Raw genomic sequence first — 22,206 nt, forward strand, 5'->3', positions numbered from 1 at the left:
TACTCTTGTTGCACTTTGCAACTCTATTCATGTTAATGTTTCAGTGGTTTAATCATTTTCAAACTTTATAAGGCTTAAATAAAACTTATGAAACTCTCTATTAATACGTCATTCGCAGAGAATACGTCTAGCCAATTTTTGTTGATATTAGTAGATTCTGAAAACACTCAACAGCTTACAAATAGTTATCAAATTAATGATTTAAACAACTTAGTTGAGGCAGCTCAGTTTAAAGCCGCTTTCAATGAAACCTTAAGCCTCATTGCTCAAATCCCAACAAGCCCAAATGCAGCATTGTTAGGAATTGGTAAAGCTGCTGAATTACAAACAGCAAAACTGGCTAAAGTTGCACAAACTATTATCAAAGCTTCACAAAAAAAATTCAAACACATCAGTATTGATCTTTCAGCCCTCCCGACTGAATTGCATTATTTATTTGCCCTCAGCTTGACGCAAGCAGCGTATGCTTTTGACGAATTCAAATCGAAAAAAACAGAGGCTGTGCTTGAACACATTAGCTTCATTGCAACCAACTCGACACTGAATGATGCACAGCTCAAGTTGATTGAAGCAGTGCAATCAGGTCAAAGCTTTGCACGTGATTTAGGTAATCGTCCGGGCAATATCTGCTTCCCTGAATATTTAGCTGAACAAGCTTTAGCTCTAGCAGCCCAATACCCTGACCTGCTCCGCGTTAATGTCCTCGATGAACAGCAAATGGCTGACTTGGGTATGCACTCTTTCCTTGCGGTGAGCAAAGGCTCAGATCGCCCAGGCCGTATCATCACGATTGAATATCAAGCAGACCGCCCTGAGGCACCTGTGGTCTTAGTCGGTAAAGGCATCACTTTCGATACAGGTGGTATTTCACTCAAACCAGGTGCAGGCATGGATGAAATGAAATTCGACATGTGTGGCGCTGCCTCGGTTTTAGGTACCCTCCGGGCTCTTTGTGAATCAGGTTTAGCCATTCATGTCGTAGGTACGATTGCTGCGGCTGAAAATATGCCATCAGGTAAGGCAACGCGCCCAGGTGACATTGTGAGCACCATGAGTGGCCAAACCGTTGAAATTTTAAATACTGATGCTGAAGGTCGTTTGGTGCTGTGCGACACCTTGACCTATGTAAAACGTTTTAATCCCGAACTGGTGATTGATATTGCAACCTTAACAGGTGCTTGTGTCGTTGCACTCGGTTCTGTACTCACAGGAATGTTTACTCCTGATGATGAATTAGCAGCAGAATTATCCAACGCAGGTCAAAACAGCTTTGACCGCGTCTGGCGCATGCCGGTGATTGATGATTATCAAGAACAACTCGACTCCCCCTTTGCCGATATTGCCAACATTGGCGGGCCTAAAGCTGGTGCTGTGACGGCGGCTTGCTTCTTGCAACGCTTCACCCGTGATTACCGTTGGGCGCACTTAGACATTGCAGGTACAGCATGGAATTCGGGCGCCAATAAGGGTGCAACAGGGCGTCCAGTGCCTTTACTGATGCAATTCTTAGCCAACCGTGCGCAATCTAATGGCTAATATTAGCTTTTACCTGTTTGAACAAAGTCCTGAACGACAAGTCGAAAGTGCTTGTCGTTTATGCCGAAAAATCTTGCGCCAACCAGAGCGAATCTGGTTGTATGCAAGTGACACTGAACGACAGCAGCAATTAGATGAACGGTTGTGGAGTTTTGATCGCACAAGCTTTATTCCGCATGGCATTGATCAAATTGAGGCTCGAATCTGTATTTCAGGCCAACTGCCCGAACAATCCGATTGGATTGTGTTCAATTTTAACGATCGAGCTATTGAACAGTTCGAAAAATTTAGCCACATTATAGAAATTATTGAAAATAACGAGTCGGCCAAACAACAAGGTCGTGAAAAATTTAAACAGTATCGACGTTTAGGTGTGGAAGCTCGAACCTTCAAGCTCTAAACCTTTCCACCGTTGACATAAGGAGATGCGTAGTGGCATTGAATGTTGGTCCAGATTTTAAACAGCGCTGGTTAAATGTCCCTGATGCTGTTCGTCAGGCCTTTATTGATGACCTGAGTCGCGTCTGTGATGTACTCAAACCTGAAACAGGTTTACACAGTTGGATTGAACAAGACCAACGCGCTCAAGCCGTCTCTACCCAAAAAATTGAGCAAGCCTATGCTGACCTGAAAGCACAGCTGATTGAAGAAGCGCGAATTCGTAAGCAAGAAGCGTTGGAAAAATCACTGGCAGATAAACGTGCTGCACAGGAAGCTTATGCTGAAAGCCTGAAAAAAGATGAAATTCGTCAGTTTAATGAGCAAACGCAAGCGTTGAATGTCATGCGACAAAGCGTTGATCAGGAAATTTCAAACTATACTGCACGCTATGAAAAAACACCTGAGCACGCACTGGATTATGCCAAAGCTAAGCTCAGCATTAACGATACACAGGTTTTATCTGAACTTGAAAGTGTCCGTTTACGCTTGGAACTTGAAGCAGAAACCTTAATTGAGGAATCTGTGACCGCCTACCGCAGCAAGCTGAAAGCTGCGGCACAAGAAGAAATTGATTATATTCTGAAAAACTCAAATTTTTCAGATGAGGTGGTATCCAACACTGCCGAATAAGTGACCCATTCATGTAAACTCACTTCGGTGAGTTTCTTTATGTCTGCATCACGCTCTCCATTGTTAGTCGTTAAGCGAATACCCCGACCATGAACGATAAAGTATTACCCACACCATAACCAATCGCCAACAAACTGGTGATCCAAATCAAACCACCTGTGACGTTGTACCACATAAAACTACTCAAACTCATATGTCCTGCACCTGCTGCAAAAGGAGCAAACGAACGGACAAAAGGAATGAAACGTGCTACTAAAATGGTTTTACCACCATGCTTTAGGAAGTACTGATTGGTTTTCACCATATATTCAGGTTTCAACCAACGTGAATGTTGATGTGCAAACTTGAAGCCTAGTTTTTGGCCCGTATAATAATTGACACTATAGCCCAATACCGCAGCAATAATCATCAAACTACCCATGGTATGGATGTGAATTAAATCTGAGCTTGAACACAGTGCACCAATGGCAATTAATAAACTGTCACCAGGCAAAAAGAACATAAAAACGAAACCCGTTTCTGCAAAAATAATCAGAAAAAGAATCGCATAAATCCAAAGGCCGTATTCTGCAAGCAGTACGGGCAATAATTGTTCTAGATGGAGAAAAAAATCAATCATTGTCACGTATCCGTGCAATAAACTGCGTACTATCTTTCATCATACTCAATTGCTTACCTATTCATTTCAAAAGAAAAACTCCCTCATTTTGGCAAAATAGGGAGCTCATCTTTTGTCTATTCTTGCTGCAATCTAAACGATTTTTCTATTTCAAGAAACCATTTTGTGCCAAAAAGTCTAAACTAATTTTAGATTGTGGGGTAGTTTCAGCTGCTTTATCACCCATCATCAGGCGTTCGATGTAGCGTGCTAACACATCTACTTCAAGGTTCACTTTACTGCCTGACTTCCACGTTGCAATATTGGTTCGTTCCGCCGTATGCGGAATTAAATTGAGACTCAAAATATGCCCACGTAAATGGTTAATGGTCAAACTAATGCCATCAACTGTAATCGAACCCTTTTCTGCCAAATAACGGGCAATTTCAGGCGGTGCTGTGACTTCAAAATACAGCGAGCGTGCATCTTCACGTACAACGGTAATTTCACCCACCGCATCGACATGCCCTGACACAATGTGTCCACCAAAGCGTGTGGTTGGCAACATCGCCTTTTCTACATTGACCCGTTGCCCCACTTTCCAACCACCCAGTGTGGTTCGGTTCAGACTTTCACGCGAAACATCTGCAGCATACCAATGCTCCCCCCAATCAATCACCGTGAGGCAAATACCGTTGGTGGCAATCGAGTCACCTAAATGTACATCTGACATATCGAGATCAGTACCAATGCGTAAACGCACGTCACCACCGACATTTTGCAGGCTTTCAACAGTGCCTAGACTTTCAATGATCCCTGTAAACATGACTTATTTTTACCTCAATCTTCTTACCACAGTGCCAACTGCGTGGTGACTCCAGATGTATCGACCCCGCCCAATTCTGCATAATGGTATAATTGCCCAAGTAACTGTCGAATTGGTGGCCCTGACTTGGCATGGGTATCGGTGATCACAATAAACTCTAACACACGTGCGCGCTCCGACTGGCGTTGCTTACTCACGCGATAACGAGGTACATCTTGTGTCAATAAAGTCACTCGCCCACGCTCTAGATTCGCCTTGAGCAAATCACCTGCTTCAATATTACCATCGGTTGAATAGCTGGTTAAAATGTAACGTGCATTGATGGTCGAAAGTAACTTCTCATAAGCTTCTTTGGCATACTTAGAAGAGTTATATGGGCTCGGGCGTTCTTTACGCCATGCACGGTCGATCCCGCTTTTAAATCCTTTGGTATCAGGTGTTGGTAAATCAACCTGATCCCATAGCGTTAAAGCATTCAACACATGATAATTACTGCTGTAGGCATGCTGGTTATAGGGTGGGTCTAAATACGCCACATCGACCTCAAAACCACTCATTTGATTGGCCAAATGTTGTGCATCGACACACCACATTTCCGCCGCAGGTTTTTTCGGGTCACCCACTTCACAAAAACGGCTCGGCGTTAACCAAAGCAAGGACTCAATCCGCTCTAACGCTGTTTGAGTTTTCCCCCCCCAACCGTGGTGGAAGCTTTTAAAGACGCCTGAAGTATTGCTGACAAAACTGGCAGAGTACAGTAGCGGCGCCAACAGTGCTGACATTTCCACATCATCAATAGCACCCTGTGCTTGCCAAGTCGCAATTTGCTGACGAATCGCATCAATACGCATGCCGTTGCGACGCTTAAAGAACAAACGGTCACGGCTCGGATCATAAATTTCATCATTACGCGGACACAGATTATGCGTCACCCAGCCTTTCACTTCAGGCAGGCGATTTAAATAATCAATGGCTTTTTGATAGCCACCCAACTCTTTAAATGCAGGTGCATCAACGCAAGATAACACGGCATTATTCAGAGCATGGCTATACGGTTCCCAGTCATTGGCAATCACCCGATAACCATTTTGGCGTGCCAAACGTGAGACCACACCTGAGCCTGCAAAGAAGTCTGCAAAAATAGGCGCACGGCCATCTGTACGGTTTAACGTTCCAGTACTCTCAAGTGCTTCTAAAATCAGATGCAACAGACGGCGCTTATTCCCCAAATAAGGAACAAGTTGATGAAATAGGTATTCATCTGTAGTACGTGCCGCATGACGACGTTTATGATAAACCGTAGACTCTGAACTCATAATGACTCTTGAGATGGAATAAGCGTTAAGCGCACATCATCACCCAATCGGGTAACATCCAGCAGCTTAAAGCGGAGTTGCTCTGCCATCTGAGAAAACTCAGCATTGAACATTGCACGTGCAGACTGACCCAATAAGGTCGGTGCTACATAACTAATCATTTCATCAACCAACTTTTCTTGTAAAAAAGCCGTCGATAACGTTGCACCTGCTTCAACCATGACATCATAAATCTGATGTGATTGAACCAACTGCTTTAATAACTGATCTAAAGGCTGTACAGCAAACTGCAGCACGCCTAAATCGGCTAATGCTTGACGATAAGGCCCCATCACCATCACGGTATCAGGTTGTTGTAGGATCTGAGCAGTCAAAGGTAGACGTCCTTGACGATCTAAGATCAGACGTTTTGGCTGTATCACAGTATTAATATCAGCTACACCCTGAAGTTCTCTCACATTGAGTTGAGGATCATCGGCCAATATCGTTTCAATCCCCGTAATCACGACGCCAGAAATGGCACGAAAATGCTGAACATCTAAACGTGCTGCTGAGCCTGTAATCCATTTTGACTCACCCGACGCCATCGCGGTTCGACCATCTAAACTAGAAGCGACTTTTAAACGCACATAGGGCATGCCTGTTGCCATGGCTTTTAAAAAACCCGAATTCAACTGATGCGCTTCGGCTTGGCAAGTACCAACCTCAACCTCAATACCTGCTTCTTCTAAAATTTGAACGCCTTTACCTGCCACTAAGGGATTGGGATCTGGACAGGCAATCACAACACGTGCCACCCCTGCCTCAACCAAACCTTTAGCACATGGCGGTGTACGCCCATAATGCGCGCACGGTTCTAAGGTCACATAAGCGGTTGCACCCCGAGTCTGTTCGCCCGCTTCACGCATGGCAAAAACTTCTGCATGGGGTTGACCTGCTTTAGGATGATAACCTGTGCCTAGTAACTGTCCATTTTTGACAATGACACAGCCTACATTTGGATTTGGTTTAGTGCTGTATTGACCTTGCATTGCTAAAGCAATCGCTTGTTTCATCCAAGCTTGGTCAGCTTGTAAAGAACTGGACTGTAATTCAGACATGGATGAAAACTCGATTAATGTTCACGTTGTTGCATTTGTTCAATTTGATGACGAAATGCATCCACATCTTGGAAATCTTGATAGACTGATGCAAAACGCACATAGGCAACATGATCCAGTGCAAATAAAGCCTGCATCACAATTTCACCAATGGTGCGAGACTTTACATCGCGCTCACCTAAACGGCGAATTTGCAGTTGAATATCACTCAAAACGGTTTCAATCTGCTCTTGGGTCACTGGACGCTTTTGTAAAGCATGCATCAAGGAGCGACGCAGTTTTGCTTCATCAAAAGGTTCACTTTTTCCATCAGACTTAAGCACACGAGGCATAACCACTTCATAACTTTCAAAAGTTGTGAATCGTTCACCGCAACCAATACATTCTCGACGACGGCGAATTTGACAACCCTCAGCGGCCAAACGGGAGTCGATCACTTTACTGTCTTCAGCGTTGCAAAATGGACAATGCATAGTGGTTAAATTGAACAAATTTGAATGGATTTAAAGTGTAGCAAAAATTCTGTGTTTTGTAGAGTTTTACGCTAGATATAGAAAAAAAACAGCCCTTTCGGGCTGTTTCACACAATATATTGATTATACTGTTTATTTATTATTCTATTGCTTAGTCAACACGTTCACCATGTTGGCTCAAGTCTAGACCCATGCGCTCATCATCAGATTCAACACGAATTCCAATCACAAGGTCAATCACTTTTAAAATGATGAAAGTTAATACTGCTGAGTACGCAATTGTTGCTAATACGCCTTCAACTTGAACCCAAAGTTGATGCATGATATCCGTCGGTGCTTTATCACCCATGATGAAATCGCTAGCAAAGAAGGCCGTTAAAATTGCACCCACGATACCACCCACACCATGTAGACCAAAGGCATCCAAAGAATCATCTGCTTTTAATATACGTTTCAATCCGCTAATGCCCCAGAAGCACACTACACCACCAATAAGGCCCATAGCTAGCGCGCCACCTACAGTGACAAAACCTGCTGCTGGTGTAATCACCACAAGACCAGCAACTGCACCTGATGCAGCGCCTAAAACAGAACCTTTACCACGCGCAACTTTTTCAGTAATTAACCAAGAAATTGCTGCTGCAGCCGCTGCGACTTGAGTCACAAGTAATGCATAACCTGCAGAACCGTTTGCACCCAATGCAGAACCACCGTTAAAGCCAAACCAACCTACCCAAAGTAAGCTTGCACCGACCACGGTTAAAGCCAAATTGTGCGGAGCCATTGATTCACGACCCAAGCCCATACGCTTACCGAGCATATACGCTGCAACTAGACCCGCTACACCTGAGTTAATATGAACAACCGTACCGCCTGCAAAGTCTAGAGCACCATCATGACCTAACCAACCGCCACCCCATACCCAGTGGGTAATGGGTGCGTAGACCACCACAACCCAAATCGCAGTGAATGCAACAAATGCGCCGAATTTCATACGTTCAGCAATTGAACCACTGATAATTGCAACCGTGATGATGGCAAAGGTCATTTGGAAAATGACGAATAAAATCTCAGGAATTGTCCCCGTTAACGCATCGGTAGTAATGCCTGTCAACATGAACTTATCTAAACCACCGATAAAGGCATTGCCTTCACCAAATGCTAAAGTATAGCCAATTACAACCCATGCAATACTTACTACAGCTGCAGCTACAAAGCTATGCGCCATCGTACTTAAAACGTTTTTCTTACGAACCATACCGCCGTAGAACAACGCTAAACCAGGAATAGTCATCAGTAAAACGAGTGCCGTAGAAACTAAAATCCACGCTGTATCACCTGTATCTAATTTTGGTTCTTCTTCTGCAGGTGCTGGCGCTTCTACTGAGGCAGTAACGGCTTCTACCGCTTGTGCTGCTGGGGCAGCAACATCCGTTGTTTCAACCACTGTGACTTGTTCTGATGGAGTTGGCGCTGTTGCCGCTTCTTCAGCCCATGCAACAGAGCCACCTAAAAGTGCGCTAGATAAACCCAACGCGAATAGCATCTTTTTCATTCGTATCCCCCAACCTAATTTGTGCGAGTTATGTGTTACTCAGCAAACTTCATGCCAAATTAAACGGCATCAGCACCTGTCTCACCTGTACGAATACGGATGACTTGTTCTAAATTCGTTACGAAAATCTTACCGTCACCAATTTTTCCAGTACTAGCCACACGAGTGATTGATTCAATTACCGCATCAACCATTTCATCGCTGATTGCGATCTCAATTTTTACTTTTGGTAAGAAATCAACGACATATTCAGCACCACGATAAAGTTCAGTATGACCTTTTTGACGACCAAAACCTTTGACTTCAGTCACGGTGATCCCTTGAACACCAATTTCAGATAGTGCTTCACGCACATCATCCAATTTAAACGGTTTTACAATTGCAGTTACGAGCTTCATGTTTGTTTTCCTTCGGCTTATTTCACCAGTAAGGTTTTATGTTCAAATTTCATGCCAAAAATTCTTAGGTTGGGGGAGAAAGAAAGTCTGACATGAGTTTTCTTTATACCCTATTCTATACATTTAAATGCGTTTTGAGCTTCAAAATTCAGGTTTTTTAGTCGAAGATTTAGAATTTTTTACAATCCATGAAATCATATTTCATCTGAAAGGCTATAGAGTCAGAAGCAGCAATGGTACACTGCTGTCACTTCTCCAACCCATGGATATAGAAATGATCGAAACTTTATTACAAGCCATACTGGAACAAGTCGACCAACCTAAAAAAGACTTAGAACACAATCTTCGAGCATTATTAAACGAAGCAGTCACCAAAATGGATTTAGTCTCAAAAGATGAAATTGAACGTCAACGAACTGCACTAAACAATGCAAATTTACGCTTAACTGAATTACTTGCACAGGTTGAAGCATTAGAACTACGCATTCAGAACAAAAAATAAGCACCTGCTTGGTGCAACAGAAGACACTAACGAATTAAAATAATGCACTATAATGGAACAAAATATGTCTTTTGCCAAAATTCACACTCGAGCTTTGCTCGGATTATATGCACCATCCGTTGAAGTTGAAGTTCATCTCAGCCAAGGACTTCCTTCTCTAACCATTGTGGGGCTTCCTGAAGCAGCCGTTCGAGAAAGTAAAGATCGAGTCCGCTCTGCCATCATTAATAGTGGTTATCAATTTCCGACAAAACGCCTCACCATCAATCTTGCTCCCGCAGACTTGCCCAAAGACAGTTCACGACTAGATTTACCTATTGCACTGGGTATTTTAATTGCCTCTGGTCAGCTCCCCGAACAAGGGACTGAAAATTTTGAATTTATTGGTGAATTGGCACTCGATGGGCAATTGCGACCCATTTCGGGCACTCTAAGTATTGCGATAGCGTGCCAACAAGCTGGGCATCAACTGATTTTACCTGAAGCCAATGCGCAAGAAGCCTCTCAATTGCCCAACTTCCAAGTGTTTGCAGCGCAACATTTGAAACAAGTCTGTGCGCATCTGTCGCAAAACCATCTTATCCAACAGTTTCAGCCCGCGGCGCTAAAAACCTCTCAGCATTACAAATTTGATTTGGCGGATGTTAAAGGCCAACTACGTCCAAGACGTGCTTTAGAGATTGCGGCAGCAGGTGGACATTCCTTGTTGTTTAAGGGGCCTCCTGGGACAGGAAAAACCCTATTGGCATCACGTTTAGCCAGTATTCTACCGCCCTTAAACACGCAAGAGAATTTGGAAGTGGCGAGTATTTACTCGGTGGCCAATCATCAACATCCTTTTGGGCAACGTCCCTTTCGCGCACCGCACCACACGGCTTCTGCTGTTGCCTTAGTCGGTGGCGGGTCGCAACCCAAACCTGGTGAAATTACATTGGCACATAAAGGCGTGCTGTTTTTAGATGAACTACCTGAATTTGATCGAAAAGTTTTGGAGGTTCTAAGGCAACCCATTGAGTCCAAAGAAATTGTGATTTCTCGTGCTTCTCGGCAAATTACCTTTCCTGCAAATTTTCAATTAATTGCAGCAATGAACCCTTGCCCATGTGGCTATGCTTTTAATCAAGATAGTCGTTGCCAATGTTCAGCAGAAGCCATAAAACGCTATCAAAACCGTATTTCAGGCCCATTATTAGACCGTATTGATTTGCATATTGATGTGCCACCATTGCATGCCTCAGAGCTACAGGATACACAGGTTGTTGAAAACTCAGCGACCGTTCGCGAGCGGGTCATTCAAGCTTATGAAAGACAAATCCAGCGCCAAACCTGTCTCAACATGGCATTATCACCCAAACAACTTGAACAGTTTGCTCTCCTAGATACGGCAACTGCTCTTATCTTTGAAAAAGCACAGCAACGTCTGAACTTATCTGCCCGTGGTTATCATCGTATTTTAAGAGTAGCTCGAACCATTGCAGACTTGGCTGAGTCAGAGCACATTCAAACAACACATTTAACCGAAGCGCTGTCTTACCGACAGCAAAATGCCTAAAAATCGCCCAACTTCATATAAAAAAACCCTCTAGTCCTTAGGACTAGAGGGTTTTTGAAGGGATTAAAACTTAGAAAGTTTTAGTCAAGGTAAACACTGCACCTGTTTCTACACCACGTGCTGTAGCATGATCTAGATCATCGGTATCAATATTGGTACCTACTGCTGCTAACTCTGCTGTTGCACCAGAGATAGATTTGAATGCATAGGTCACGCCCACTTTCCAATCTACATAGTTATCATCACCATTGAATGAATATTTATCTTCATCACTTACCACGGTATAACCCACATTCGCTACACCACCAAAGCCTGTTGAACCAAATGGAATTGCATAGCCTGCATTGATGTTCCAACTGTCTGTATCTTCTGCAATATAGTCATTGGTATAGTTTATATTGGTCAGTAAGCTATCACCTTCAGTAAAGACACTCGCAAAGGTTAATTTGCCATAAAACTCTAACCAGTTCAGATCATCTGCGCTTGGGTAGTTGTAGTACACCATGCCCACATCAAGTACAGGCTTGCTAGCAAAACTCTCTAAGGTCGTTGCAAAACCAATTGACGGATCGAGTTCTAAGCTCGGTGAACCTTCACCAAAATCAACATTTGAACCCCAAAGGCCCAAATACACGCCTGATTCATGTGCCAAAGTAAAGCCCGCTTGTACCGCCGGATCATTTTGGGTTTGAGTTAAACCACGGAAACGATAATCGGTTGTTACAGCAGCGCTTCCGCTAAAAGAGAAACCAAACGGTAGTGCTGGCTCGTCATCTGCGAAAGTGAATGTAGAAGCTGAAGCCACTACAGCTAAAGATAATGCTTTAAGTGCAAATTTCATTGTTTGATTCCCCTACATCGTATCCGACGTTTTTTTGGTTATTTCGATAAACTCATGTAGGAATTAGCAATAGCTATGCCAAACTCAAATTAAAATCAGTTACACCCTCATAAAAAATAGAATAATTATTTGTTTTATAAAAATTTATTAAGAATAAAAAAAATTAAACACCATCTGCCTTCTATGGCCAATAACATTCGCTGTTAATTTATGTAATTTAATTTAGCTCAACATAATTGTTTACAATATGCGCTATTTTGAACCCAGCTTTTATACTTGCTCTTTTTAAATGCATAAAAAAAGTGCACCAGCATGATATAAGCTGATGCACTTTTAATCAGAAAATATTAGAAATTATAGGCTAACCCTAACACTACATGATGATCTAAATCATTTCCTGCTCGGTCATATACCCCATAAATATAATCAGCAGACAGCTCAAAACCTGTATTTGCAATAGGTTTAGTCAAACCTAGTCGAATTTCATTTAAAGTTAAGCGTCGCTCAGTGGAGAACATCACATCGTTGCCATGCTGATAAAGCGATACCCCTAAAGAGCTGTTGAAGCTAATGTCGTGTGGAAGTATATAATGGTGCGTCAGATTTAAATAAGTATCTCCTGCATTGGCATAACTTACATTAGCCAATGCTATGCTGACACCTAAGACAAAATCTTGATACGAAAGATTACTCACCCATTCTGCACCTGTAGTGCTTCTGCGCTGTGAGCCATCTTCACTCGAAACAGAGCCACCATCATTATATAAATAAGTGACAATATGTGAACGATAGCTTAGATCAGGACTCAAGCTTCCTGCATAGCCAATATAGAAGTCATGTTCAAAGCCGTGATCCTTACTGGCATCTGCTGCATCATAATTGAGTGTAGACCCCCAATACCCGACATATACCCCCGAGGCATCTGCATATTCAAGCCCCACTTGTACAGTTGGGTTATCATTCTCAACACCACCGCGATAGATATACTGACTCATCACAGCAAGGCCTCCGCTGACCTTATTTTTTGAACTTTCTTTTTGTTCATCACTCGCCATTGTCACCGTACTGCTAAAGATCAAACCAAAAAACAGTGCAACTTTATGTGAATCTTTATGCATTTAAACTCTCAAATTTAACTTAAAAAAATCTTTCAAAGATTCGCTATGCATAAATTTTAAAACGGTTTTTTAATAATTGGTAAAATTTCTATGAAAAAGAACAACATAAATACTTACACATTCATTTTTATATTTTCTATCTTTGTAGTATTTGATTGGATGAAAATCAAACAAAGCCTTTGTTTAAAAGGCAAAGCGACTGGACGATCTATATATTATATTCTTCGATCTATATCAGAATATAGAATTAAGAAAAGAAAAATAATTAAATGTTTTATAAAGAGTTATTTTAAAAAACAGAGCATTTTAACTAAAAATAAAATATTTAGAACATATCACTTACAAAAAAGTGCATTACTTTAGTTGAATATATTAAAGAAAAATGACAATTTTTCTGCGATTACTTATACAATTATTGCTCTCTTTCCATCCAATTTGTATAAGGTTCGCTCCCCAATGCAAAACACAAAAAAATTAGCATTAGCAGTTTTAGTTCAAACTGCACTTATATCAACAGCTTTTGCAAGTGAGCAAAGCGAATCTAAAGGTTTCGTAGAAGACGCTGAAGGATCAGTTTTATTCCGTACAGGTTACTTAACCCGTGACAAGAAAAATGGTGCAGCTGATACAAGTTCAGCGGCTCAAACAGCGATGGTTAAAATTGAGTCTGGTTATACTCAAGGTATCGTTGGCTTTGGTGTTGGTGTCATCGGAGATGGTTCATTCAAGCTAGGTGAAAATAAAAACGCGGGCAACCAAATGATTCCTAAGCATGACGATGGTTCTGCTTACGATCACTGGGGTCGTGGTGGCGGTATTGTAAAAGCGCGTATCTCAAACACAGAAGTGCGTTACGGTACTCAAGTACTCGACCTACCTGTACTCGCAAGCAACACTGCTCGTTTAGTACCTGAATATTTTGAAGGGGTCTTAGCAACAAGCCGTGAAATCAATGGTCTTGAGTTGACTGCTGGTAAATTTACCAAAGATCAAATGTCTGAACAAATTAACAGTGATGGCAACCATTTAGACCGCGCTGTCGTTTGGGGCGCGAAATATAAATTTAATGATGACCTAAATGCATCTTACTTTGGCTTAGACAGCAAGAATGCTCTTGAACGCCATTATGTAAATGCCAACTATAAGCAAGCTTTGGCAAACAACAGCTCTTTAACCTATGACTTCAGTGGTTATCACACTGAGTGGGATAAGGGTGCTAACACAAGTTTATCTACTTTGCCTGTTACCTCATCTGAGCGTAGCAACAATATTTGGGCATTGTCTGGTACATATAACCAAGATGCGCACAATGTTATGCTTGCATACCAACAAAGTACAGGCAACACAAACTATGCATATGGTGAAAATGCTGACGGTTTCCAAAGTATTTATCTACCAAACTCATACCTTTCTGACTTTAACGGTCGTGGTGAAAAATCTGTTCAAGTTCAATATAGCCTAGACTTTGCAAATTACGGTGTGCCTGGTCTCAGCTGGACCACTGCGTATGTTTATGGTTGGGATATTGATACAGCAACTGATGACAATGCGAAAGAAAGCGAACTCTTTAACCAAGTGAAATATACAGTTCAATCTGGTTTTGCTAAAGATGCAAGCTTACGTTTACGTTATTCTCACTATCGTGCTGATGATGCTTATAATGCTGATTATATGCCAGACACCAACGAATGGCGTATTTGGTTAGACATTCCTGTGAAATTCTTCTAATTTCTACGGAAAAGCTAGTCTAATAAAAAACCTGCACATTGTGCAGGTTTTTTATTGAAGCCATCAATCAAACACGATTCAATTGAGGCTTCACAGACAGGATTATTTTGCTGCTTCGATTGCTTTAAGCACTTCTTGCTTAGCAACTTCAGAACCTTCCCAACCTGTTAATTTAACCCATTTCCCTGGCTCTAAGTCTTTATAGTGCGCAAAGAAGTGCTCAACTTGTTGAATCAGTAAAGGTGGAAGGTCTGTATATTCTTTCACATCTTTATAAATTGGTGTTAATTTGTCGTGTGGTACTGCAATCAATTTCGCATCAATACCACCATCATCTTCCATATTCAGTTTGCCTACTGGACGGCAACGAATTACAGAACCTGGCTCTACAGGATGAGGAGTCACAACAAGTACGTCTAATGGGTCACCATCTTCAGACAACGTGTTTGGTACATAACCATAGTTCGCAGGGTAGAACATTGCTGTACCCATGAAACGATCTACAAAAAGCGCATCCGAATCTTTATCAATTTCATATTTGATTGGTGCTGCATTTGCAGGAATTTCGATGATCACGTAGATATCGTTCGGTGCATCTTTACCCGCTGGGATATTGCTGTAGCTCATAACATCACTCTTTAACAAGTTAAATCTTTTAAAAACCACATTGATTATAACGGGTTTTCAGAAAAAATATTTCGGCGATTATACATTCACTAGGTGAAAATATGTATGTTTCATACGTTAACCCGTCGTCAACTTAATCACCAAAAGCAATAAACAAATCGGACAAAGCAATGATAATAACCAAATGATCGTACGTAGCGTTGCCCAATTGACCAAATAGCAAATGCCATACAACACACGCAGAACAAGATAAGCGATACCAAAAGTCATAGTGACCACTTGTGGAATTACCATGTATTCAGCCATTAAAATCGCAGCAATAAATAAAGGTAGACCTTCAAAGCTATTTTGCTGTACCGCATTGGCACGCGCGGCTAGACCTGTGGTTTTATCTAGAAATTCGCGAGGGTGTTGGTTATCTTTAGCACGAAATCCTGCCGACTTTTTAGCAATAACGGTAAATACATATGGCAGTAAACAAGCAACTAAAATGAGATAAATAATCCCGCTAATGCTTTGCATTGGTTTTTTCTCATCAAGATCATTTCGAAGGCTATCATAGCATGGCATTCCAAAGATAAATTTGGTTAAATTATAGTGTTTTTATAATTTCCCGATGAGACCCACTATGGCTAGCCCAGATCAAAAAGAAATGTTCGACGTACTCGACATTCAGCGTCAACATCAACGCCAAGTGGATCGTGTTTTAAAAATTGTTCTCCCCATCACAGCTTTTCTACTGACGGTTATTTGTGCCAATATGAATATCGGCTCAACAATCGGTACATTGATTATGCTGATTATCGCATTTTGGATGGTTGGGATTAGACGCCAAACACTTTGGTATTGGCTGATTGCTGTCACTATCTATTGCTTCATCGACAATGTACTTAGCTATGGCACATTTGCATTCCCAGCCTTTAGTCGCCAGTGTGGCACCATGTTGACCTTTATCGGTATTTTGGGTATTGGCCGTCCCTATATCGACCGTTGGCTAATGAAAAACTAAAAATAGAAATAGAAAAAAAAGCGCCATTCGGCGCTTTTTTTAGGACTCAACTTATGCTGTTTTACGCAAATCTTTACGTAAGATTTTACCTACGTTTGATTTTGGTAATTCATCCATAAATTCAACATAACGCGGGCGTTTGTACCCTGTTAAGTTTTCTTTAGCAAATGCCAGAACTTCTTCTGTGGTTAAAGACGGATCTTTTTTCACCACAAATAGTTTTGGCACTTCACCTGATTTTTCATCTGGCACACCAATTGCTGCAACTTCCAAGACTTTAGGATGTTTTGCAACCACTTCTTCAATTTCCGAAGGATAAACGTTGAAGCCTGATACCAAAATCATGTCTTTTTTACGGTCTACAATTTTTATGTAGCCACGAGGATCCATCACACCGATATCACCTGTACGGAAGAAACCATCTTCAGTCATCACTTTAGCGGTTTCATCTGGGCGGTTCCAGTAACCACGCATCACCTGCGGACCACGGATTGAAATTTCACCTTGTTCGCCCAGTACAACTTCGTTGCCATCATCATCCAAAATCGCAACTTCAGTTAATGGCAATGGAATACCAATTGTGCCACTGAATTCTTCAGATGCAGGTGGATTTGCCGTTGCAACAGGCGAAGTTTCAGATAGACCATAACCTTCGATAATGTTGGTTCCAGTAATTCGCTTCCATGCTTCAGCCGTAGAAGGAAGAACTGCCATACCACCGCCCATTGCCATTTTTAATTTGCTGTGGTCAAGTTGTTTAAACTCTTCGTTGTTCACCAAAGCATTGAATAAAGTATTCACTGCTGGGAAGAACGATGGTTGATACTTACGTAATTCTTTCATTACCCCAGGTAAATCACGTGGGTTTGGAATGAGAACATTGGCTTGACCTTTGTACATACCGTACATCGCACAAACCATGAACGCAAAAATGTGATAAAGCGGTAAGGCACAGAAAATACGGTCATCGGGCTGACCATCTTGTGCGCCAAATTTACTTTGGAAAATACCATCACATTGCAACATGTTCGCTACAAGGTTACGATGCGTCAGTTCTGCACCTTTAGACACCCCTGTAGTGCCGCCAGTATACTGAAGCACTGCGGTGTCACTTAACGTTAAGTTCGGACGCTTATAATTGCTTGCACTGACTTTAGACATAGCAGCATTAAAGCGAATATGACCTGGAATATTCCATGCAGGAATTTGCTTACGTACTGAACGTAATACAAAGTTCACCAGTGTGCCTTTTAATGCACCCAACATGTCACCTACAGAGGCAATCACGACATGTTTAACAGGCGTTTTACCATTAATTGTTTGGTAAACAGATGCGAAATTCTCAATAATAACAAGAACTTCTGAGCCTGAGTCATTTAACTGATGTTCAAGCTCACGTGCGGTATACAGTGGGTTGACGTTGACCAGTACTAAGCCAGCACGGAAGACACCCAAAGCAACGATAGGATACTGAAGAACGTTTGGCATCATCACAGCGACACGTGAACCTTTTGCAAGACCTAAACTTTGCAAATAGGTTGCAAATTTACGACTTGCCTCTTCTAACTCACTAAAAGTCAATACTTTATCCATAAAGATAAAGGCATCTCGTGAGCCAAATTTTTGGAAATTTCTTTCAAATACATCAACCAATGACGTATTTTCTGGTGGCAATTCTACAGTCTCTGGAATCCCCGTTTTTTGGTATTCTGCGAACCAAATCTTTTCCATATCGCCCGATTCTCCTATCAGTAATCCTTAAATTCTCAGCTGTTGTTCTCAATATTAAGCGCTCTTTATTTAACTTGTGTTGCTTAATATTGCATCCATTTCCCGCATACATACCATATATAACGTATTTTGATCAATGGATGCTAGTTTTATCTCTGAACTAACAGTTTATTTGCTTTTTGATAACCACGTGGTAATAACTGTCCTTTGGATGCCCGTTTACCCACATATTTTTCTAAATCATCGCCCTTCAATTTTAATTGCTGCTGTCCTGCAACGACTTGCAGTATTTCATCTAGCGTTAATCTTGTCATGAATACAATTTGATCTTTCTCTTCAAGTTGTATCAATTTATTACCTTTACCTTTATTTAAAATAGGCAACTCTGACAACTCTAAAATCAACAAACGACCCGTTGAAGTCAATAACGCCAAATGGGTGGCTTGATCAACACTAGTCAACGGCATGACTGTGGCTTTTTCAGGTAAAGTTAGGAAGGCTTTACCCGCTTTTGCATTGGTATCCAACTGTTTTGCCTGTGTTTTAAAACCATAGCCTTTACTGCTCAGAGCCACAACTTCAGCTTCATCTTCAGCAATAAAAATTTGCTTAAAACCTACACCACTGGCTGGCGATAATTTTGAACTCAACGGTTCTCCCAGACCCCGTGCGGACGGTAGGCTCGCTATGGCTAGGGCATAACTACGCCCTGACTCATCCAATACATACACGCGCTGATTAGATTTTCCTTGTGCATGACTGAGATATTGATCGCCAGCACGGAAATTTAAGTGCTCTGCGTCTACATCATGACCTTTGGCTGAACGAATCCATCCCGCTTCAGACAACACCACCGTCACAGGATCCGCAGGCATAAAGTCCTGCTCACTCATCGCTGTTGCTTCTGCACGATGTACGATTGGCGAACGACGGTCATCACCAAATTTTTTCGCATCATCTTTAAGTTCATTGATAATCAAAGCTTTCAAAGACTCAGGATTGGCCAATTGTTCACGAATCAATGCAGCTTTGGCTTCTAACTCTTCTTGCTCACGGCGCATTTCCATTTCTTCAAGTCGGGCCAAATGACGCAACTTGAGTTCTAAAATAGCTTCGGCCTGAATGTCATCAATATTAAAACGTGACATCAACTCTGCTTTGGGATGCTCTTCTTCACGAATAATACGAATCACTTCATCAATATTTAGATAGGCAATAATCAAACCACCCAAAATATGTAAGCGCTTTTCAATTTTATTCAGGTGATATTGCAAACGACGGGTAACGGTTTCCTTTCGAATTTCAATCCATTCCAGCAAAATACGACGAATTGATTTCACTTGCGGACGGCCATCCGCACCAATCATGTTCATATTGACACGATAGCTCGACTCTAAATCGGTTGTTGCAAAAAGGTGGCTCATCACCGCTTCAGCATCAATCCGATTTGAACGCAGTACAATCACCAAGCGGGTTGGGTTTTGATGGTCGGATTCATCACGTACATCACTCACCAAAGGCAGTTTTTTCGCCTGCATTTGATCTGCAATTTGCGAAATGACCTTCGAGCCTGAAACTTGATAAGGCAAGTCCGTGATCACAATTTCATTTTTTTCGATGCTATACACCGAACGCATACGGTAACTGCCCCGACCTGTGCTTTGTATTTTTAATAACTCTTCAGGTGGCGTAATAATTTCTGCTTTGGTCGGCAAATCTGGTGCAGGAATGTATTCTGCAACTTTGTCATCGCTTAAATTTGGATTACGAATTAAGGCAATGGTGCCTTTTACGACTTCACGCAGGTTGTGTGGAGGAATGTCCGTAGCCATGCCTACTGCAATACCTGTGGTACCGTTTAACAAAATATTCGGAATACGTGCAGGTAAAGTCACTGGCTCTTTCATCGAACCATCAAAGTTGTCCTGCCAGTCACAAGTCCCCTGTCCCAACTCAGACAACAGCACTTCACTATACTGAGATAATTTGGCTTCGGTATAACGCATCGCTGCGAACGATTTCGGGTCATCGGGCGACCCCCAGTTACCTTGACCTTCAATAAACGGATAACGATAACTAAAAGGCTGAGCCATCAGCACCATCGCTTCATAGCAGGCCGAATCACCATGCGGGTGATACTTACCGAGCACATCACCAACGGTACGCGCAGATTTTTTGGGTTTACCGCTATGTTTTAGCCCCAATTCACTCATGGCATACACAATACGGCGTTGTACAGGTTTTAAACCATCGCTGATATGCGGTAAGGCACGATCCATGATCACGTACATGGCGTAATTGAGATAGGCTTGTTCAGTAAATTCTGCTACGGAACGGTTTTCTGTCGCTTGATGCGCAAGGCTTGTCATAACAACCTGTCATCCTAATTAATCGTTTTTTGTTTAAGTTCTTATGCTATGTCGCAGGCTCAGCCTATACAAGTGAAAGCGTACACCACTACGACAAATTGCGTCTTTAGATGTTCCTAATGTCGTAAAATTATCCATTTTTTTTAAAATGAGCAACTAATTATTTCGAAGTTCCTATCTTGCTCTTATTTAGGATTGAAATAGAGTAACTACACACCCTCTACGCTTATGTCATGACATTGAATATGATGATCGAGCACATCGCCAATCACACACTTTCAACTAGATATGCGAGCTGTCTTTAACCGGAATTTGATACTCCGCGAGTCCCACATTTCAAAGATATTGTGTTAACAGAAAAGTTTCAATTCTGCTCGCGCACGCGGTTTGATTGTTCCTGAAGATCAAGGGATCTAAAACACAGCCCTCTATCTTCAGTCTGTACATTTTACAAACCAATCTCTTCCAATGTTTTACCTTTGGTTTCTTCACCCAAAATCAAAATCACCGCCGCCACTGCAAGCAGTACTGCGGTAAACATTATAAAGATTGCACTAAAACCATTGCTCATGACCATCATATGCGTCACCACCATCGGTGCGACAATGCCGCCCATACGACCAATGGCCGATGCCCAGCCCGAACCAAAAGCCCGGATATTGGTTGGATATTGCTCTGGAGTGTAGGTATACAAAACACCCCATGCGCCGAGATTAAAGAATGACATCAGACAGCCCCAGAACATGATCATGCTCACAGTGTCAGCTTGACCAAAGAAATAGGCCGAAACTGCACACATGCCAATAAAACCAGCTAAGGTTGCTTTACGTCCAAGTTTTTCGACCAGCCATGCTGCAGCCACATAGCCTGGAAGCTGTGCCAAAATCATCACCAGTACATATTCAAAAGACTGAACAATGCTATACCCCTGCTTCACCAGCAAACTTGGCAACCACGTAAAGATGCCATAATAAGAGTACACAATGCCAAACCAAATCAGCCATAACATCAAAGTTCTACGTGCAAATGCACCCGACCAAAGCTGAGTAAAAGACACATTCTTTTTTTCTGCCACAGGTTTGACAATGATATGTTCAACGACTTCAACGCCACATTGACGTTCAATCTGCTGCACCAAAGCGTGCGCTTCTACAATTCGACCACGATTGATAAGATAAGGAATCGACTCAGGCACTTTGAACCAAATGACAATGGCATACAATGCAGGAATCCCACCGATTAAGAAAGCCATATGCCAGCCAAACTTTGGAATCACAAAATACGCCACTAAGGCAGCACAGAGCCAACCTAAGCCCCAAAAACTCTCTAGTAGAACAATAAAACGCCCACGTACCTGTGCAGGAATATACTCACTGACCAAGGTCACTGCTACTGGCAACTGTCCACCTAAACCAAGACCCACAATAAAACGAAACAGCAATAGCCACGTTAAGTTGGGAGCAAAAGCACAGGCTGCCGTCGCCAAACTATAAATCACTAATGTTGCAGTAAAAACCGTTTTACGTCCGATGCGGTCGGCCAAGCCCCCTGAACACACCGCACCAATCGCCATTCCGACAAAGCCTATTGAGACGACCCAACCTTTCTCAGTTGGGCTCATGTGCCAGTCTTCAGCCATTTTTGCCAAAATAAAAGAAATCAGCCCCGTGTCCATGGCATCGAACATCCAGCCCAAGCCAATCACCCATAACAAGGTGTAGTGGAATTTACCGATCGGTAAGCGTTGTATACGGGAAACTAAATCCATAGCTCGACCTCTAAAGCGGAAAAAGGATAGCGGGCTGCTTTCTCAACAGGCTTTATCATTATGTGCTTTTTTTGGGGACAAGGGACAG

At 42.2% G+C, this 22,206-nt stretch carries 21 protein-coding genes; 7 read left to right on the top strand and 14 right to left on the bottom strand.

Going from position 1 to position 22,206, the window contains the following annotated elements; genetic code table 11:
• Window positions 1-87: 87 nt before the first annotated feature.
• The 3 genes from GBI16_RS03785 to GBI16_RS03795 are packed head-to-tail and all read left to right on the top strand — an operon-like array spanning window position 88 to window position 2,607.
• Window positions 88-1,536 (top strand): leucyl aminopeptidase, encoded by a 1,449-nt coding sequence (locus GBI16_RS03785; RefSeq protein WP_110974816.1) that lies wholly within the window; start codon window positions 88-90, stop codon window positions 1,534-1,536.
• A complete protein-coding gene (locus tag GBI16_RS03790) occupies window positions 1,529-1,936 on the top strand; it encodes a DNA polymerase III subunit chi (RefSeq protein WP_110974817.1) in 408 nt (135 codons plus the stop codon). Before GBI16_RS03785 ends, GBI16_RS03790 begins: the two co-directional genes overlap by 8 nt.
• A 32-nt stretch (window positions 1,937-1,968) precedes the next feature.
• Window positions 1,969-2,607, top strand: coding sequence for a hypothetical protein (locus GBI16_RS03795; protein WP_151706535.1), 639 nt, complete (start codon window positions 1,969-1,971; stop codon window positions 2,605-2,607).
• 70 nt (window positions 2,608-2,677) lie between these two features.
• Here GBI16_RS03795 and GBI16_RS03800 read toward each other — a convergent pair whose 3' ends face one another.
• The 7 genes from GBI16_RS03800 to glnK all read right to left on the bottom strand — a co-directional run bounded on the left by GBI16_RS03800 (window position 2,678) and on the right by glnK (window position 8,873).
• Window positions 2,678-3,226: a VTT domain-containing protein gene (locus GBI16_RS03800; RefSeq protein ID WP_110974819.1), complete on the bottom strand. Its 549-nt coding sequence runs from the start codon at window positions 3,224-3,226 to the stop codon at window positions 2,678-2,680.
• A 145-nt stretch (window positions 3,227-3,371) separates the two neighbouring features.
• Complete coding sequence (locus GBI16_RS03805; RefSeq protein ID WP_151706536.1) at window positions 3,372-4,031, bottom strand: riboflavin synthase; 660 nt, start codon at window positions 4,029-4,031, stop codon at window positions 3,372-3,374.
• A 23-nt stretch (window positions 4,032-4,054) separates the two neighbouring features.
• Entirely contained in the window at window positions 4,055-5,347 is a 1,293-nt protein-coding gene (locus GBI16_RS03810) for a DNA adenine methylase (RefSeq protein WP_086209783.1), read from the bottom strand.
• A complete protein-coding gene (ribD, locus tag GBI16_RS03815; protein WP_086209784.1) occupies window positions 5,344-6,447 on the bottom strand; it encodes a bifunctional diaminohydroxyphosphoribosylaminopyrimidine deaminase/5-amino-6-(5-phosphoribosylamino)uracil reductase RibD in 1,104 nt (367 codons plus the stop codon). The genes GBI16_RS03810 and ribD overlap by 4 nt, the downstream gene beginning before the upstream one ends.
• A 14-nt stretch (window positions 6,448-6,461) precedes the next feature.
• Window positions 6,462-6,920: a transcriptional regulator NrdR gene (nrdR, locus tag GBI16_RS03820; RefSeq protein WP_086209785.1), complete on the bottom strand. Its 459-nt coding sequence runs from the start codon at window positions 6,918-6,920 to the stop codon at window positions 6,462-6,464.
• 151 nt (window positions 6,921-7,071) lie between these two features.
• On the bottom strand, window positions 7,072-8,475 hold the full coding sequence (locus tag GBI16_RS03825; RefSeq protein WP_086209786.1) for an ammonium transporter: 1,404 nt from the start codon (window positions 8,473-8,475) through the stop codon (window positions 7,072-7,074).
• Window positions 8,476-8,534: 59 nt separating this feature from the next.
• The gene (gene glnK, locus GBI16_RS03830) at window positions 8,535-8,873 is read right to left on the bottom strand and encodes a P-II family nitrogen regulator (protein WP_004281042.1); all 339 of its coding nucleotides are present in this window, start codon (window positions 8,871-8,873) and stop codon (window positions 8,535-8,537) included.
• 274 nt (window positions 8,874-9,147) lie between these two features.
• Between glnK and GBI16_RS03835 the strand changes: the two genes are divergently transcribed.
• Both GBI16_RS03835 and GBI16_RS03840 read left to right on the top strand, forming a co-directional pair.
• Entirely contained in the window at window positions 9,148-9,375 is a 228-nt protein-coding gene (locus tag GBI16_RS03835; RefSeq protein ID WP_119064890.1) for an accessory factor UbiK family protein, read from the top strand.
• Window positions 9,376-9,439: 64 nt separating this feature from the next.
• The gene (locus GBI16_RS03840) at window positions 9,440-10,927 is read left to right on the top strand and encodes a YifB family Mg chelatase-like AAA ATPase (protein ID WP_151706537.1); all 1,488 of its coding nucleotides are present in this window, start codon (window positions 9,440-9,442) and stop codon (window positions 10,925-10,927) included.
• Window positions 10,928-10,997: 70 nt separating this feature from the next.
• On the opposite strand, the gene GBI16_RS03845 is transcribed toward GBI16_RS03840, so the two are convergent.
• Both GBI16_RS03845 and GBI16_RS03850 read right to left on the bottom strand, forming a co-directional pair.
• Window positions 10,998-11,768: a TorF family putative porin gene (locus GBI16_RS03845; protein ID WP_086209788.1), complete on the bottom strand. Its 771-nt coding sequence runs from the start codon at window positions 11,766-11,768 to the stop codon at window positions 10,998-11,000.
• Window positions 11,769-12,115: 347 nt separating this feature from the next.
• A complete protein-coding gene (locus GBI16_RS03850) occupies window positions 12,116-12,886 on the bottom strand; it encodes a TorF family putative porin (protein ID WP_151706538.1) in 771 nt (256 codons plus the stop codon).
• 456 nt (window positions 12,887-13,342) lie between these two features.
• Here GBI16_RS03850 and GBI16_RS03855 point away from each other — a divergent pair, with 456 nt between their 5' ends.
• Window positions 13,343-14,614 carry an OprD family outer membrane porin gene (locus GBI16_RS03855; RefSeq protein WP_151706539.1) on the top strand — a complete coding sequence of 424 codons (1,272 nt, stop codon included), beginning with the start codon at window positions 13,343-13,345 and terminating at the stop codon, window positions 14,612-14,614.
• Window positions 14,615-14,716: 102 nt separating this feature from the next.
• On the opposite strand, the gene ppa is transcribed toward GBI16_RS03855, so the two are convergent.
• Window positions 14,717-15,241, bottom strand: coding sequence for an inorganic diphosphatase (gene ppa / locus GBI16_RS03860; RefSeq protein WP_004692877.1), 525 nt, complete (start codon window positions 15,239-15,241; stop codon window positions 14,717-14,719).
• A gap of 117 nt (window positions 15,242-15,358) precedes the next feature.
• On the bottom strand, window positions 15,359-15,763 hold the full coding sequence (locus GBI16_RS03865) for an MAPEG family protein (RefSeq protein ID WP_086209791.1): 405 nt from the start codon (window positions 15,761-15,763) through the stop codon (window positions 15,359-15,361).
• Between the two features lie 106 nt (window positions 15,764-15,869).
• On the opposite strand from GBI16_RS03865, the gene GBI16_RS03870 reads away from it, so the two are divergent.
• Window positions 15,870-16,250, top strand: coding sequence for a hypothetical protein (locus GBI16_RS03870; protein WP_086209792.1), 381 nt, complete (start codon window positions 15,870-15,872; stop codon window positions 16,248-16,250).
• Between the two features lie 51 nt (window positions 16,251-16,301).
• Here the strand turns inward: GBI16_RS03870 and GBI16_RS03875 are convergent, their stop codons facing one another.
• From GBI16_RS03875 to GBI16_RS03885, 3 genes are all read right to left on the bottom strand, one after another.
• Window positions 16,302-17,981 carry an AMP-binding protein gene (locus GBI16_RS03875; RefSeq protein ID WP_086209793.1) on the bottom strand — a complete coding sequence of 560 codons (1,680 nt, stop codon included), beginning with the start codon at window positions 17,979-17,981 and terminating at the stop codon, window positions 16,302-16,304.
• Between the two features lie 149 nt (window positions 17,982-18,130).
• Entirely contained in the window at window positions 18,131-20,350 is a 2,220-nt protein-coding gene (parC, locus tag GBI16_RS03880) for a DNA topoisomerase IV subunit A (RefSeq protein WP_086209794.1), read from the bottom strand.
• A gap of 448 nt (window positions 20,351-20,798) precedes the next feature.
• A complete protein-coding gene (locus GBI16_RS03885) occupies window positions 20,799-22,118 on the bottom strand; it encodes an MFS transporter (protein ID WP_151706540.1) in 1,320 nt (439 codons plus the stop codon).
• Window positions 22,119-22,206: the final 88 nt, after the last annotated feature.

Source organism: Acinetobacter sp. TUM15064, assembly GCF_008980265.1.
In the GTDB taxonomy this organism is placed as follows: domain Bacteria; phylum Pseudomonadota; class Gammaproteobacteria; order Pseudomonadales; family Moraxellaceae; genus Acinetobacter.